Raw genomic sequence first — 13775 nt, forward strand, 5'->3', positions numbered from 1 at the left:
TTGTCTCAGAGTACCGCCTGTCGCACTTTCGCAGAAACCCATTCGGAAATCACGACGGTCCCGAGGATCACGATGAAAATCATGGCCACCTGATTCCAGGCCAGGGTGCTCAGGGAGGCGTTGAGCTGAATGCCCAATCCGCCTGCGCCGACCAGACCGAGAATGGTGGATTCGCGAATGTTGATATCCCAGCGGAATACGCTGATGCCCCAGAACGCGGGCAGAATCTGGGGAACCACCGCGTAGTCAATCACCTGAGCGCCGGAGGCACCCGTGGCCCGGATGGCCTCGACCTGCTTTTCGTCGATTTCTTCGATGGCTTCGTAGAGCAGCTTGGCGACGAAACCGATGGATCGTAGACCAATGGCAACGATGCCGGCGAGCAGGCCAGGGCCGATGATGGCGACCAGCAGCAGGGCCCAGATCAGGGAGTTGATGGACCGGGACGAGACGATGATAAGCAGGGCCAGTGGCCGGACGAAACGGACGCTGGGAGTGGTGTTGGTGGCGGCCATGAAGGCGACGGGAATCGCGAACAGGACACCCAGCAAGGTACCCAGAGTGGCAATGTTGAGGGTATCCCACAACGGCTGCCAGAGGTTGTTGATGTAGCCCCAGGCGGGTGGGAACATCCGCCCGCCGATGTCGGCGGCCTGTTGTGGGGCATCACTGACGAACGCCCAGATGGTGTTCTCGTTCATGATCTGCCAGCACACGACCGTGAAAGCCACCAGCCAGAACCAGCCAAACCATCGCAGCAAGGATTGTTTGGGCGTCCGGTATTGCCATTGTGGGTTGAGGGATGGATGGTTCACTGAACCCACCTGCGAATGTAAGAAGATGAATACTCTACCACCAGAACGATGGCGATGATGATGATCAGCACGGCGCCGGCCGAGTCATACTCATAGCGGTCGATGGCCGTGTTCAGGGTAGCTCCGATACCTCCGGCACCGACAATGCCGATGACTGCGGATTCCCGGAAGTTGATGTCAAACCGGTACAGCGAAAGCCCTACGAGACGTGGCATCACCTGAGGCTGAACGGCGTAGTTCACCACCTGCCACCAACTGGCGCCCGTGGCACGTACGGCTTCTATCTGGCTGCGGTCGCAGTCCTCGATTTCCTCCGCCAGGAGTTTCGACAGAAAGCCGATGGTGGCGAAGGCCAGAGTCAGAAAGCCCGCGAAGGGGCCGAAACCGAACATGGCCACCAACAGGATGGCAATGATCACTTCCTGAAACGACCGGGATACGGTGATGATGCCCCGGCAGGCCAGGTAAACCGGTGCCGGTGCAAGGTTCCGGGCAGCGCCGATCCCGATCGGCACAGACACCAGAATGCCGGCGACCGTGGATGTGACAGTCATGGTCAGGCTTTCCAGCAGGCCTGCGTAGATGTCGTTCCATCGGGAGGTGAAGTCGGGCACCAGAAAGCCCTGAACAAAGCGCCAGCCCCGTTCAAGCCCGAGGTACACCCGCTGCCAGTCTACCTCGATGGTCTGGATGGCCAGAATTAGGTAAACCAGCCCGCCCAGCAGGATAACCTTGCGCCAGAACGGGTGAGTCAGAAGCAGTGGGGGGCGTTTCCAATGTCTGGGGTAGGTGTGTGCAGTGGACTTGCCGGGCATCACGCGCTCTCCATCAGATCAACGCCGGAGGCGTCCTCGCCTTGATCTCCGGAACCATTCTCACCCCGCAGTTGAGTCCAGTCTTCATCACCGTAGATGGTCGTCAGCACGTCGTCCGTCAGGGCGTCCGGGGGCCCATCAAACACGATTTCACCGGCACGCAGGCCGATGATGCGGTCAGAGAACTGCTGGGCCAGCAGAACGTCGTGAATGTTGATGATGGCGGGCAGATTGCGTTCCTGGCAGGCGCTTCGGATCAGTCGCATGATCTGCCGGGAGGTTTTCGGGTCCAGGGATGCGGTGGGTTCATCCACCAGCAGCAGCTCCGGGTTCTGTTCCAGAGCCCGGGCGATACCCACCCGTTGCCGTTGTCCGCCGGACAGGGCATCGGCCCGCTTGTTGTGATGGTCAGCCAGACCAACGTTGTCCAGAAGTGAGAACGCCAGCGCAATGTCATCGCCGGTGAACTTGCGGAAGTAGGACCGCCAGGCCGGCATGTACCCGAGCCTGCCAGACAGTACGTTTTCCATCACGGTCAGTCGCTCGACCAGAGCGTATTCCTGAAAAATCATGCCGATTCGCCGCCGTGCCCGGCGTAGCTCCCGCCGGCTCAGGCCGGTCAGCTCGGTATCACCCAGAGTGATGGAGCCCGATGAGGGCTCCACCAAACGGTTGATACAGCGGATCAGCGTGGATTTACCGGCGCCCGAGGGACCGATCAGGCCCACCACCTGTCCCGAAGGAACCTCGAAACAGGCATTGTGGAGGGCCTTGTCACCCGTTTTGTAGGTTTTGGAAACCTTATCCAGTTTTAACACGTAGTACCGCCTGACTGATTAACGACAGTTGTATTCCACGCCATTGGCGGCGTCGATCTTACGGATCACTTCCCAGTGGTTCTTGAAGGTGATGGGCACGAACTGGGCCTCACCGGATTTGGAGAACTCTTCCTCAAGTGCGGTTCCTTCCCACTCAAAGGAGAAGAATGCCTCCTGGATTTTCTTCTGCAGTTCCGGGGTCAGGTTGTGGGCAATGCCGTAACCGGTTGTCGGGAAGGTCTGGGATTTGTACAGGCTGACCAGCTGGTCTTCGCTCACTACATCCCGGCGCAGCATGCGCTTGAGAACGGAGTTGGCAACCGCTGCCGCGGGGTAGTCCTTGTTGGCCACGCCCAGAATCGAGTTGTCGTGCTTGCCGGAGAACACCGGCTCGAAGTCTTCACCAGCGATCATGTTGTAGTCGGCCTTCAGAATGGCAGACGGGGCCTTGAAGCCGGAGTTGGACGTCTGAGAGGTGAACGCCATCTCGCTACCGCGAATGTCTTCGACCTTCTCAATGCCGGAACCCGGGTAGCTGAGGATCTCCATCTCGTAGCCGAAGGAACCGTCAGCTGCCGCCATCATGGTGAACGGACGCAGACCGGCACAGGCAACGGCCAGCGGGTTGGAGCCCGTGTTGAAACCGGCAATGTGCAGACGCCCTGCGCGCATGGCTTCAATCTGGGCAGCATTGGACTGGACCGGGAAGAACTGAACTTTCTTGCCTGTGGTCTCGGCCAGGTGGTCCAGGAACTCAGACCAGACTTCTTTGTAAACCGCCGGATCTTCGACCGGCGTGTAGGCAAACACCAGCGTGGACGGGTCCACCAGTTTAGAGGCTTCGGTCGGGATGTCGGCCACCAGATCGCCGTCGGTGTCCTGGTAACGGCTGTCGAGCTGGAACGCGCCATGGGCGAGAACCGGCGTCAGCATGGCCGCGCAGGTCAGGGTCAGAAACTTGTTCATGTTCGGTATCCTCAGGGTTAATTTCGGATGAGTCTGGCGGCACACTAAGTCGGTTTGATGATGGTTTGATGACAGTGATCGGAGGGGCTCGGAAGCTTCACAAAACTGTCATTTATGGTCTATAACGTCCTTGGGTCTGTCTGATGGCGATTGCTTTACACCATTCTTTGCACAAGGATTTGACATGAAAGGTTCGCAGGGTAAGAAGCTGTTGTTTACGGGGTCTCTGGTGGCGGCGCTGGGCGTATCCGGTGTGGTTAATGCCGAGGAGCTCCGCCTGATCACATGGGGGGGCTATGCCCCGGATGATGTGGTGGCCCAGTTTGAGGAAGAAACCGGCATTGATGTCAAAATTACCCTGTCGAACAACGAGGACATGATTTCCAAGCTGCGCGCTACCGGCGGCGCCGGGTTTGATCTGGCTCAGCCCAGCCAGGACCGGATCGTGGGTGTCCAGCGCCAGTTCAATATCTACAAGCCGATCGACTATGGTCAGATCAAGACCGACCAGCTCCAGCCGTCCATGGTGAAAGCCACCCAGGCCGCGACGGCACTGAACGGGCAGTCTTACGGGGTGCCGTCGGTCTGGGGGACCAGCGGGCTGATTGTGCATGAGTCCGTGGCGGATACCGTAACAGACTATACCGATCTGTGTGCCACAGAGGTTGCGGGCAAGGTCAGTTACCGTCTGAAGCGGCCAACGTTGATGGGCTTTGCCTTCGCCATGGGGATGGACCCGTTCGCTGCGTATGATGATCGCGATGAGTACCAGTCCATCATGGCAAAAGTCGAAGACACTCTGATTGATTGCAAAGCCAAGGTGAAAACCTACTGGACCGGGGGCGATCAGTTGCTGTCCCTGCTGAGAACCGGTGAGGTGGTGGCCGCGATGGCCTGGGATGCCGGAGGCTGGAAACTGAGCGCGGAGAACCCGGACATTCGCTTTGTTGCGCCTGCATCCGGGGCATTGGGCTGGATCGATACCTTTGCCATTCCCCGGCGCAGTGAAAACGAAGCGGCTGCGTATAAGTGGATCAACTTTGTGATGCAGCCGGAGATTGCGGCCAGAATCACCAATGCGTCCGGTAATTTTACGGCGTCCAAGGGTGCGGATGAGTTTGTGAAGGCCGATCTGCGGGATGCCTACCGGGCGAGCTTTGATGAGCAGGCCATCAACAACATCAAATGGTATCCGCCCGTGCCGCCGGGGCTGGAATCTCTGGAAGGGCAGGTCCTGGACCGGGTACAGGCGGCTAACTGAAAACTCTATGATAACCGAGTCTGACCTGTCCTGTAGCGGCCTGGTCCGCCGCTTTGCCGGCCATGCGGCGGTGGATCACATTTCTCTGGATGTGCCTGCGGGCACGTTCTTTTCCATCCTTGGCCCTTCTGGGTGTGGTAAGACCACACTGCTGAGGCTGCTGGCGGGATTTGACCGGCCCGACGAAGGTGACATTTTCATTCGCGGGCAACGAATGAATGACGTGGCGCCGAATAAACGCCCCGTGAACATGGTATTCCAGCATCTGGCGCTGTTTCCCACGATGACGGTGGGCGACAATATCGGCTATGGCCTCAAGCGTAAAAAAGTGCCCGCCGCAGAGCGCCGCCGGTGCATTGCCCGGGTGCTGGAACAGGTTGGGCTGCCCGGGTTGGAAAACCGGAACCCGCAGGACTTGTCGGGTGGCCAGCGTCAGCGGGTGGCTCTGGCGCGTTGCCTGGTGTTGGAGCCCACCCTCTTGTTGCTGGATGAGCCCCTTGGCGCACTTGATCTGAAGCTGCGTGAGCAAATGAAGATTGAGCTCAAGCACCTGCAGAAAGCGTTTGGCACCACGTTTGTTTACATCACCCACGACCAGTCCGAGGCCATGGTGATGTCGGATCAGGTGGCGGTCATGAGAAACGGTCGGTTCGATCAGGTGGCGCCACCGGAGGTTCTCTACCGTGAGCCTGCGACGCCGTTTGTCGCTGGTTTTGTGGGTGACAACAACCGGTTGGCGGGCAAGGTGGTGTCGGTAGCTGACGGGCTGGCCAGTCTGCGGCTGGAAGACGGCTCCGTGGTGCATGGCCGGTTGGCTTCGGAGGGTCTTGGCCCGGGGGCTCTGGCTGAGCTCTATATCCGCCCGGAGTCGCTGGTTTTTACCGGCGCAGATTCTCCAGCTGGTTTTTCGTCCCTGAACGCCCGGGTTCGGGCCACCCTGTTTGACGGCGCAAACAGCCGGGTGGAGGCCGAACACCTCGGCCAACCGATCTTTGCCAGACTGCCCCAGGACGGCTCGGCCCCCGGTCTGGTGCCGGATGCCCACCTGCCGTTGGCCTGGGACCCGGCGCTGGCCTGCGTGTTCGGAGTAGGTTCCCTGTGAATGCCTCTGCCGGCCGACTGTCGCTCTGGCTGCTGCTGACGCCTTTTCTGCTCTGGATTACCTTGCTGGTGTTGGTGCCGCATCTTCAGATGCTGCGGGTGTCATTCCAGGTTCGGGAAAGCTGGGACACCCTGGCGTGGGGGCTGGAGCAGTATCAGAACTTTTTCAGAGAGTCCTATTATTGGCGTACCTTCCTGCGCACGGGCGTGATGTCGCTGTTTACCACGTTTCTGACCCTGCTGGTCGCTTTTCCTATCGCCTGGTACATCGCCCGGCTGGCCCGCGGGCGCGCCAAAGGGCTGCTCTTTCTGGCGTGCCTGATACCCTTTTGGGCGAGTGAGTTAGTCCGTACTTACGGCTGGATGATTCTGCTTCGGGAGAGTGGCGTTTTCAGCGCCTGGCTGCAGGCGCTTGGATGGGCCGATGGGCCGGTGGAGATGTTGTACAACGATGTCGCGGTGATCATCGGTCTGGTCTACAACGGTTTGTTGTTCATGGTAGTGCCTCTGGTCACCACGCTCGATGGGCTGGATGAGAATCTGGTGGAAGCTGGTTACGATCTGGGGGGGGGCCACCTGACGGTCTTGCGCGAAGTCGTGGTGCCCTGGGCCATGCCGGGGATTGTCTCCGGTTGTATCGTCGTCTTTATGCTGACACTCGGCAGTTACCTCACCCCGAATCTGATGGGGGGTAAGGACAGCGCCTGGTTTACCGAGCAGATCTTTACTCAGTTCATTACCCGGTTCAATTGGGAGCAGGGCGCGGCTCTCGGGGTGTTGTTGCTGTTTCTCTCGTCGCTGATTGTCTGGCTCGGGCTGAAGCTGAGTGGGCAGTCGCTGCGGAAAGTGATGGGGTGAAGCGATGATTCGTTCTGTCCCCAGATCCCGACTGTTTGATGGCGTCTATCTGGCCTATCTGCTGGCATTTTTCGTGTACCTGGCTTTGCCTCTGGTGGTCACCGCGGTTTTCGCCTTCAACGACTCGCCCTTTCCGTCCCTGCCCTGGCAGGGTTTTACGCTGGATTGGTATCTGGCTGGGGGGGAAGGTGGCCGTACCGGGCTGTTCCACGATGACGGTTTGCTCAGTGCGCTCTGGGTGAGTGCAAAGATTGCCTTCTGGGTGACGCTGGGCAGCGTCTCGCTGGGGTGTGTGAATGCGGTTCTGTTTGAACGTCTGGAATTTCGCGGTAAAGAGTTGCTCTATTTACTGATGCTGCTGCCCCTGGTCATTCCTGGCGTCATTCTTGGTGTGTCGATTCTGGTGTTCTACAGCGGTATGGCCAATGACGTGTCGCGCCTCTGGGGCCTTGAGCTGGATATCTTCCGTCCGGGGCTCACTCTGTTGGTAATGGGGCAGGTGGCGTTTATAACCACGCTGGCCACGCTGGTGATTGCCGCCCGTTTGCGCAAGTTTGACCGGCAATTGGAGGAAGCAGCCCTGAACCTTGGCGCCACACCCCTGGTTGCCTGGTTTACCGTCACTTTTCCGTGGTTGTTGCCCTCTGTTCTTGGGGCGGCAGCGATGGCGTTTCTGATGTCGTTTGAGAACTTTAATACCACCGTAATGCTTACGGGCAGCGATACCCCGCTCACCGTTGCATTGTTCAATCGCTTGCGTGAGGGCTCAACTCCGGTGCTGAACGCCGTGGCCCTGTTTCTGATGTTGGTGTCTGCCTTGCTTGCGCTGACGACGCTTCGACAAAAACGCTGAGAAAGTTCTGGCGCCTGCCGGTAACGGTTTATACTTACAGTACTACTAACCAGACGCAGGTTTTACGTTGCGAGCTTCCCATTCCCAATTCGTGGTGCTGTTGGTGCTCGCTGCCTGCGGGCTGTGGTTTTCATCCGCCGCCTCGGCTGCCATGCAGCCTCTCGACGAAAGCTGGCAATACCGCTGGGGCGACTCTCCGGTTCTGGCCGACGGCACTCCTGCCTGGTTGTTTGAAGACGCGCCCGATCAGTGGCATGACATTGGTTTCCCCTCTAACCCTCCCGGCCGTGATGGTCGCGATTACGCCTGGTTTCGTGTGACCCTGCCGGAGGGCAACTGGTTCCATCCCGTGCTCTATGTGTACAGCGTGGACATCATTGTTCAGGTCTGGTTCCGGGGAGAGCGACTGTATCAGTACGGAACGTTTGAGGGCGAGGGGCGCGGGGCGTTTGAGGGCTGGCCCTGGCACGAGATTCAGCTGCCGGATGACTATGAAGGAGAAACGCTCTACTTCCGGGTGTTTTCCGATTACACCGACATTGGCTTGTGGGGTGAGGTGGCGATTACCGAACCCCCGGATCTCACACTGTATATTCTCAGCCAGTCTGCGGAAGACCTGATTGTGTCAGCCCTGTCGGCCCTGATTGCCGGTCTTGCCCTGGTATTTGCTTGCATCCAGCGCGGTCAGAAAAGCCTGGCGACGGTTGCCCTGTTTTCATCGCTGGTTGCCGTCATGTTGCTGGCGGAGAGCCAGGCCAGCCTGTTGTTGCTCTATCGCCCATTGTTCTGGGACTACCTGGCGGCAGCGTCCTACTATCTCATTCCCGTCGCGCTCACCTTGCTGTTGGCCCAATGGCTAGGAAAACAGCGTTCAGGACTGATTCGTGGGCTGATGTGGTTTCACCTTGTGTATGCCGTGGGAGCCGTTGTCGGGGCTCTGGGTGGCCTGGTGGCGCTGTCGTCGACGTTCCCGGTGTTTGATGCCGTGCTGGTGGTTTCCCTGTTGCTGATTGCGATGGTGGCCGTTCGACAGTTCTCAGGCCTCTATCGGGAGCAGCAGATTCTGCTGCTGGCCTGTGGAGGGTTTGTCGCGCTCCTGATCCTGGACATGGCTGTGGCGCATGGTTTCCTGCCCTGGGGGCGGGTGCCGGTCAGTTGGGGAGCCTTGGGGTTTTCACTGGCGGTGATCGGGATTTCTGTCTGGCATTTTGGGCGTACCCAGAGAGCGCTGCATCAACTGACGGCCCGGCTTGAGCAGAAAGTCCGGGAACGCACCGCCCGAGCGGAGGCTTTGGCGGCTCGTGAAGTGGCCCGGGGCCGGCTGTTGGCGCTTGAAAGCAAGAAAAGCCAGAAGTTTGCAGATGTTATTGCGGCCTTGCAGGATTGTGCCGGGATTGAAGAGGCGTTTGAGGGCCTGCTCAGAGCCATGCCGGAACTTTATCTTCCCATAGCGGGCGGTTTTTACCGCAGAGGCCAGAATGGGCGATACGAGTGCCAGACTCAGTGGGGAGAAGCTCGCGCCGGAGCTTTCCCCTTGGCTCTGGGCCAGGGGCTCTCCGGGATAACGGAAACCGTTTTACCCGTGCGCAGCGATGAACTGCCGCTGCAACTGTACTTCTTTCTGCGTGTGGAATCCGGACACTCCGGCCCAGAGCCCGAGGGGGTGCTGGCACTGGAGCGGCCAGAGCTACCTGATGAGCTCAAAGACTATGGCAGTCTTCGGGTGATTGGCTGGGTGCATCAATCTGTTGAAAAAATCGGGATTACCTTGTCCGGCCTGGCGCTTCGGGCTGAATTGCAGAAATTTTCATACGAAGACAGCCTGACGGGCCTGAAGAACCGGCGCCACTTCGACGAACTCTTCCGGCATGAGCGGGAAGTGTCGGTTCGCTCGGAGCGGTCGCTCAGCCTGCTGATTTTCGATATCGATCACTTCAAACGCTTCAACGATTGCCACGGGCATGAGGCTGGGGATCAGGCACTGCGAAGGGTGGGGAAACTGCTTGGTGCCTGCTTTCGCGGCAGTGATACGGTGTGTCGCTATGGTGGTGAAGAATTCGCGGTACTGATGCCCGGGGCCTCTCTGGAGGAGGCCCGGTACCGGGCCGAGCAGCTTCGGGGTGCGATTGCCGCCGAGCGAATTGAACATCGGGGGGAGCACCTGGGGTATCTGACCATTTCTGCGGGTATTGCCTGCTGGCCGGAGAACTGCCCGGCGTTTGAAGGCTTGTTCCGGGCAGCAGACATGGCGCTGTATGAGGCCAAGGAGGCGGGCCGCAACCGGGTGGTGGCGGCGACGCCCTGATCCTCAGTGCCAGATATTGCTGTCAATTTTCTCGTGCAGTTCGGGATAGTCTTTTGACCGGAAGTGCGGGACTTTCCCTTCCTTGCGCTGGGCAAGGTAGTCTCTGGTCAGTTTCACGACGGTTCCAGACAACAGAACGATGGCAATCAGGTTGATGGTGGCCATCAGTCCCATAGAGGCGTCGGCCGCGTTGAACACGGTTTTGACCGCTTCGTAGCCACCCCAGACGACCATCGCCAGCGCCGCCAGCCGAAGAAGCGTCAGGCCAAGGGTATTGCCGCCTTTCAGATAGACCAGAGCGTTCTCTGCGTAGGTGTAGTTTGCCACGATGGAGGTGAAGGCAAAGAACAGGATTGCGACGGCGATGAAGTAACCCCCGAACTCGCCCAGATGAACTTCCAGGGCCTGCTGGGTCAGTTGGGTGCCGGTCACTTCGGAGCCGGGTTGCAGAACGCCCGCGAGCAGAATCATCACGGCGGTTGCGGTACACACCACAATGGTGTCCACGAAGACCCCGAATGCCTGCACCAAGCCCTGAGAGGAAGGGTGGTGTGGGGCCGGTGTGGCGGTCGCGGCGATGTTCGGGGCGGAGCCCATACCAGCTTCATTGGAAAACAGGCCCCGCTTGATCCCATTCAGCATGGCGGCCGTCACCGAACCTGCGGCTCCGCCGGCAGCTTCCTGAAGACCAAACGCGCTTTTGACAATCAGGGAGAGAATACCGGGGACCTCCTGAATATTCACGACCATGACGCCGAGGGCGAGCAGCACATAGGCGCCGGCCATGAACGGCACCACAAATTCCGCAAACCGGACGATCTTGCGCAGGCCCCCGAAGATGACAATGCCCGCGAAGATGGCGACGACCACACCGACGCTCAGCTTGGAGACACCAAAGGCGCCCTCCATGGCATCGGCAATCGCGTTGGCCTGTACGGCGTTAAAAACAAGCCCGAAAGAAATGATCAGGCAGACCGCGAAAATGGCCGCCGCCCAGGGCGCTTTCAGTCCTTTGGCGATATAGACGGCCGGGCCGCCACGGTACTGACCTTTGCCGTCCCGGACCTTATAAAGCTGAGCCAGGGTACTCTCGGCGTACCCCGTCGCCATACCAACGAGAGCCACCAGCCACATCCAGAAAATCGCGCCGGCTCCGCCCATGTAAAGAGCCACTGCAACACCGGTCAGGTTGCCGGTGCCTACCCGGGAGGCGAGGCTGGTGCAAAGCGCCTGAAACGGTGAGATGCCGTGCACGTCGCTGTCTCGGGAGCCGCGAATTGCCCGCAGCATTTCGCCAAAATGGATGAACTGAAGAAAGCCCAGGCGGATGGTAAAGAAAATACCGACCGCCAGCAGGCCGTAAAGGAGAACATAGCCCCAGATAATGGAGTTGAGGAAGTCAACAACGGGAGTCATGGGTAGACGCCTTGGGATTTGTGAATGAAAAGTAATGAGAGGAGGGGCAGTCTAGCACGCTTAAAAAACGAGCAGACTGCGGATATCCGCGATTGCCGGGCAAGGCTTATTGTGTTGCCCGGCAATGGGTGGGGGGCTATTTACCGGTTCAGACGACCAGTACCGGGCATTTTGCCTGGGAAGCGACCCGGTGAGAGACGCTGCCCAGAAAGGTACCGTCTTTATCGCTGTTGGTGCCTTTGGTGCCAACGACAATCAGATCGGCTTCCTTGTCCTGGGCAAACTTGACGATGACTTTGGAGGGGCGACCGGCTTTGACGAAACCCCGAACTTTGGTTGCGCCGTGCTCCCTGGCCAGCTCCTTGGCGTGATTGACCACGCCTTTGGCATACTCCGACAGCACTTTGTCCGGGATATCCATGTCGTCGGGGCGGCCAATAGAGAGGGATGCCTCAAACAGGCTGTGGTGTTTGTAGACGCAGAGAATAAAGATCTCGGCGTCCGGGATCAGTTTTTGCAGCTCAATGGCTTTATCCAGCGCCTTGAGAGAGGTTTTTGAGCCGTCCACAGCGGCCAGGATCCGTTTAAACATGCTGTTCTCCTTTGGTCATTGGCTGTGGACTCAATCCCTGAAGGCGATGTCACGCAGGAACAGAGCGATTTCAGGAAATGCGATGATCAGGCCTGCAGCTGCCACCAGCATGAAGATGAACGGAGGGGTGCCCCGGATCACTTCCATATAGGGTCGCTTGAAGATTGCAATCGCAGTAAAGATGTCACAGCCAAAGGGTGGCGTGGCCGAGCCGATGGCAACCTGCAGAGTGATCAGTACGCCAACCAGAACCGGGTCCAGGCCGGTAGCCTGGATGGCTGGTGCGAAAATGGGCGTCAGAACCAGAATGACGACGATGGGGTCCACGAACATGCAGGCGACAAAAAAAGCCACACAGATAGCGATCAGAACGCCGACCGGCCCGGCTTCATTCACGCCCACCGCTTCCAGAATGCTCTGGGGGATCTGGGCAAACGAAATGATCCAGGAGAAACCGTTGCCAACGGCGACCAGAATGAAGACCACGGCGGTGATCAGACCAGTGGACTTGGCGATCTTATAGATGTCGGTCAGTTTCAGGGAGCGGAAGACCACGAACTCCAGCAGGAAAGCGTAAAGAACGCAGACCGCGGCGGCTTCCGTCGGGCTGAAAATACCTCCGTAGATGCCGCCCACAATGATAACCGGGAACATCAGCGGCCAGGAGGCATCGCGCACCGACAGGGCCCGCTCTCTCCAGGTTGCCCTGGCCTCGGTTGGCACATCGTTCTTGTAGGCGTAGATCAGGCAGTAGACGGAGAACATCACCAGAATCAGGATGCCCGGGCCGATACCGGCAATGAACAGTTCGGCGATGGAGGTTTCTGAAATAACGCCATAAATGATCATGCCGATGCTGGGTGGAATCAGAAAGGCGATGTCACTGGCGTTAATGATCAGTGCCAGAGTGAACGGGTCTGAATAGCCGGCCTTGAGCATTTTCGGGCGTAATGGGGAGCCAACCGCGACGACCGTTGCCTGGGTGGAGCCGGAGACCGCGCCGAACAGTGTGCAGGAGGTGGCGGTGCTGATGGCGAGGCCACCTTTGATGTGGCCGATAAAGGCCATGACCATATTGATCAGGCGGTCAGCGGACTGACCCCGGGTCATGATGTCTGCGGCGAGAATGAACATCGGAACGGCGATCAACGACGCCGGCCGGATGCCACCCATCATCTGCTGGATGAATGTGCCCATCTGGCCGAAGCCGTCAAACATCATTACAAAGCCGACCACGGCTGCGGTGGTCAGCGGTATCATCATCGGGAAGCCGAGAAGCAGCAGCCCGATCATGATGATCATCATAATTGTTGCCATGGTGTGTCTTTCCTTAACCTATGGATTCACGCTGCGTCACACTTCCGTTTCGGTGTCGGCGTAACCATCAATCACACCGGTCGACAGATAAACATCCCGGGTGGTGAAATTCTTGATGGCCGTCAGCAGGTACTGGATGCCGGTGATGGCAAAGCCCACGGGCGCCCAGATGTAGATCCACCAGATCTCAAAGCCAAGCGCTGGCAGGATTCGGCCGCGGCTGTGCAGGGTCTGGATGTATTCGAACGAGTAGTAGCACAGGAAAAACATCACCACAGACGTGAACAGGGCGATGATGATCATCAGCACCTTACGGCCTTTGGTCGGAAAGGCGTCGTAGAGCGCTGACATCCGGATGTGGCGACCGTGCCGGGCGGCGTAGCCAATCCCTGCAAAGGTAATCAGAATAATCAGTATCCGGTTGATTTCACCGGAAAAAAACAGGCCTTCACTGAAGACGAAGCGGGCAATGACGTTTGCGCAGGTGTTGATGGCCATCAACAGCACGCCAGCGGCAAGCATGACGGCCTCGATTTTTGAAATCCAGACGTCGATGGTGCCCAGAAATCCGGGCAAACCGGACTCATAGTGGCCAGTATCGTCTTCGATCTCCTGGGAGTTCTCGGACATGGGTTCTGCTCCAGAACATGTCGCTCCC

Annotated in this window: 13 protein-coding genes; 5 read left to right on the forward strand and 8 right to left on the reverse strand. The window is 58.6% G+C overall.

Translation table 11 applies throughout. The annotated features are described in order from the left end of the window. Positions 1–5: 5 nt before the first annotated feature. Genes phnE (K325_RS0110735) through phnD form a run of 4 tightly spaced genes read right to left on the reverse strand, consistent with a single transcriptional unit; the run spans position 6 to position 3414 of the window. Positions 6–815: a phosphonate ABC transporter, permease protein PhnE gene (phnE, locus tag K325_RS0110735; RefSeq protein ID WP_029654269.1), complete on the reverse strand. Its 810-nt coding sequence runs from the start codon at positions 813–815 to the stop codon at positions 6–8. Next, positions 812–1630, reverse strand: coding sequence for a phosphonate ABC transporter, permease protein PhnE (gene phnE / locus K325_RS0110740; RefSeq protein WP_029654270.1), 819 nt, complete (start codon positions 1628–1630; stop codon positions 812–814). Before phnE (K325_RS0110740) ends, phnE (K325_RS0110735) begins: the two co-directional genes overlap by 4 nt. After that, entirely contained in the window at positions 1630–2448 is an 819-nt protein-coding gene (gene phnC, locus K325_RS0110745; protein WP_029654271.1) for a phosphonate ABC transporter ATP-binding protein, read from the reverse strand. The genes phnE (K325_RS0110740) and phnC overlap by 1 nt, the downstream gene beginning before the upstream one ends. An 18-nt stretch (positions 2449–2466) precedes the next feature. Further along, positions 2467–3414 carry a phosphate/phosphite/phosphonate ABC transporter substrate-binding protein gene (phnD, locus tag K325_RS0110750; RefSeq protein WP_029654272.1) on the reverse strand — a complete coding sequence of 316 codons (948 nt, stop codon included), beginning with the start codon at positions 3412–3414 and terminating at the stop codon, positions 2467–2469. Positions 3415–3598: 184 nt separating this feature from the next. Here phnD and K325_RS0110755 point away from each other — a divergent pair, with 184 nt between their 5' ends. The 5 genes from K325_RS0110755 (at position 3599) to K325_RS0110775 (ending at position 9792) form a co-directional block, all read left to right on the forward strand. Beyond that, on the forward strand, positions 3599–4675 hold the full coding sequence (locus K325_RS0110755; protein WP_029654273.1) for an extracellular solute-binding protein: 1077 nt from the start codon (positions 3599–3601) through the stop codon (positions 4673–4675). Positions 4676–4682: 7 nt separating this feature from the next. Continuing rightward, a complete protein-coding gene (locus K325_RS0110760; protein WP_029654274.1) occupies positions 4683–5777 on the forward strand; it encodes an ABC transporter ATP-binding protein in 1095 nt (364 codons plus the stop codon). After that, entirely contained in the window at positions 5774–6634 is an 861-nt protein-coding gene (locus tag K325_RS0110765; RefSeq protein WP_029654275.1) for an ABC transporter permease, read from the forward strand. Before K325_RS0110760 ends, K325_RS0110765 begins: the two co-directional genes overlap by 4 nt. 4 nt (positions 6635–6638) lie before the next feature. Then, on the forward strand, positions 6639–7487 hold the full coding sequence (locus tag K325_RS0110770) for an ABC transporter permease (RefSeq protein WP_029654276.1): 849 nt from the start codon (positions 6639–6641) through the stop codon (positions 7485–7487). A 67-nt stretch (positions 7488–7554) separates the two neighbouring features. Then, on the forward strand, positions 7555–9792 hold the full coding sequence (locus K325_RS0110775; protein WP_228128439.1) for a GGDEF domain-containing protein: 2238 nt from the start codon (positions 7555–7557) through the stop codon (positions 9790–9792). A gap of 3 nt (positions 9793–9795) precedes the next feature. On the opposite strand, the gene K325_RS0110780 is transcribed toward K325_RS0110775, so the two are convergent. The 4 genes from K325_RS0110780 to K325_RS0110795 all read right to left on the reverse strand — a co-directional run bounded on the left by K325_RS0110780 (position 9796) and on the right by K325_RS0110795 (position 13747). Further along, entirely contained in the window at positions 9796–11208 is a 1413-nt protein-coding gene (locus tag K325_RS0110780; protein ID WP_029654278.1) for an alanine/glycine:cation symporter family protein, read from the reverse strand. Positions 11209–11356: 148 nt separating this feature from the next. Next, complete coding sequence (locus K325_RS0110785) at positions 11357–11800, reverse strand: universal stress protein (RefSeq protein WP_029654279.1); 444 nt, start codon at positions 11798–11800, stop codon at positions 11357–11359. A gap of 30 nt (positions 11801–11830) precedes the next feature. Continuing rightward, positions 11831–13117, reverse strand: a complete 1287-nt coding sequence (locus tag K325_RS0110790) for a TRAP transporter large permease (protein ID WP_029654280.1) — start codon at positions 13115–13117, stop codon at positions 11831–11833. 36 nt (positions 13118–13153) lie between these two features. Continuing rightward, a complete protein-coding gene (locus K325_RS0110795) occupies positions 13154–13747 on the reverse strand; it encodes a TRAP transporter small permease (RefSeq protein WP_029654281.1) in 594 nt (197 codons plus the stop codon). Positions 13748–13775 lie beyond the last annotated feature (28 nt).

Origin of the sequence: Marinobacter daepoensis DSM 16072, from assembly GCF_000421165.1 — a bacterium.
In the GTDB taxonomy this organism is placed as follows: Bacteria; Pseudomonadota; Gammaproteobacteria; order Pseudomonadales; family Oleiphilaceae; genus Marinobacter; species Marinobacter daepoensis.

Bases quoted from the DNA above. Each gene is read 5' to 3' on its own strand.
- phnE (WP_029654270.1), bottom strand. From the start codon at position 1,630: ATGCCCGGCAAGTCCACTGCACACACCTACCCCAGACATTGGAAACGC.
- phnD (WP_029654272.1), bottom strand. From the start codon at position 3,414: ATGAACAAGTTTCTGACCCTGACCTGCGCGGCCATGCTGACGCCGGTT.
- K325_RS0110755 (WP_029654273.1), top strand. From the start codon at position 3,599: ATGAAAGGTTCGCAGGGTAAGAAGCTGTTGTTTACGGGGTCTCTGGTG.
- K325_RS0110760 (WP_029654274.1), top strand. From the start codon at position 4,683: ATGATAACCGAGTCTGACCTGTCCTGTAGCGGCCTGGTCCGCCGCTTT.
- K325_RS0110770 (WP_029654276.1), top strand. From the start codon at position 6,639: ATGATTCGTTCTGTCCCCAGATCCCGACTGTTTGATGGCGTCTATCTG.
- K325_RS0110780 (WP_029654278.1), bottom strand. From the start codon at position 11,208: ATGACTCCCGTTGTTGACTTCCTCAACTCCATTATCTGGGGCTATGTT.
- K325_RS0110785 (WP_029654279.1), bottom strand. From the start codon at position 11,800: ATGTTTAAACGGATCCTGGCCGCTGTGGACGGCTCAAAAACCTCTCTC.
- K325_RS0110790 (WP_029654280.1), bottom strand. From the start codon at position 13,117: ATGGCAACAATTATGATGATCATCATGATCGGGCTGCTGCTTCTCGGC.
- K325_RS0110795 (WP_029654281.1), bottom strand. From the start codon at position 13,747: ATGTCCGAGAACTCCCAGGAGATCGAAGACGATACTGGCCACTATGAG.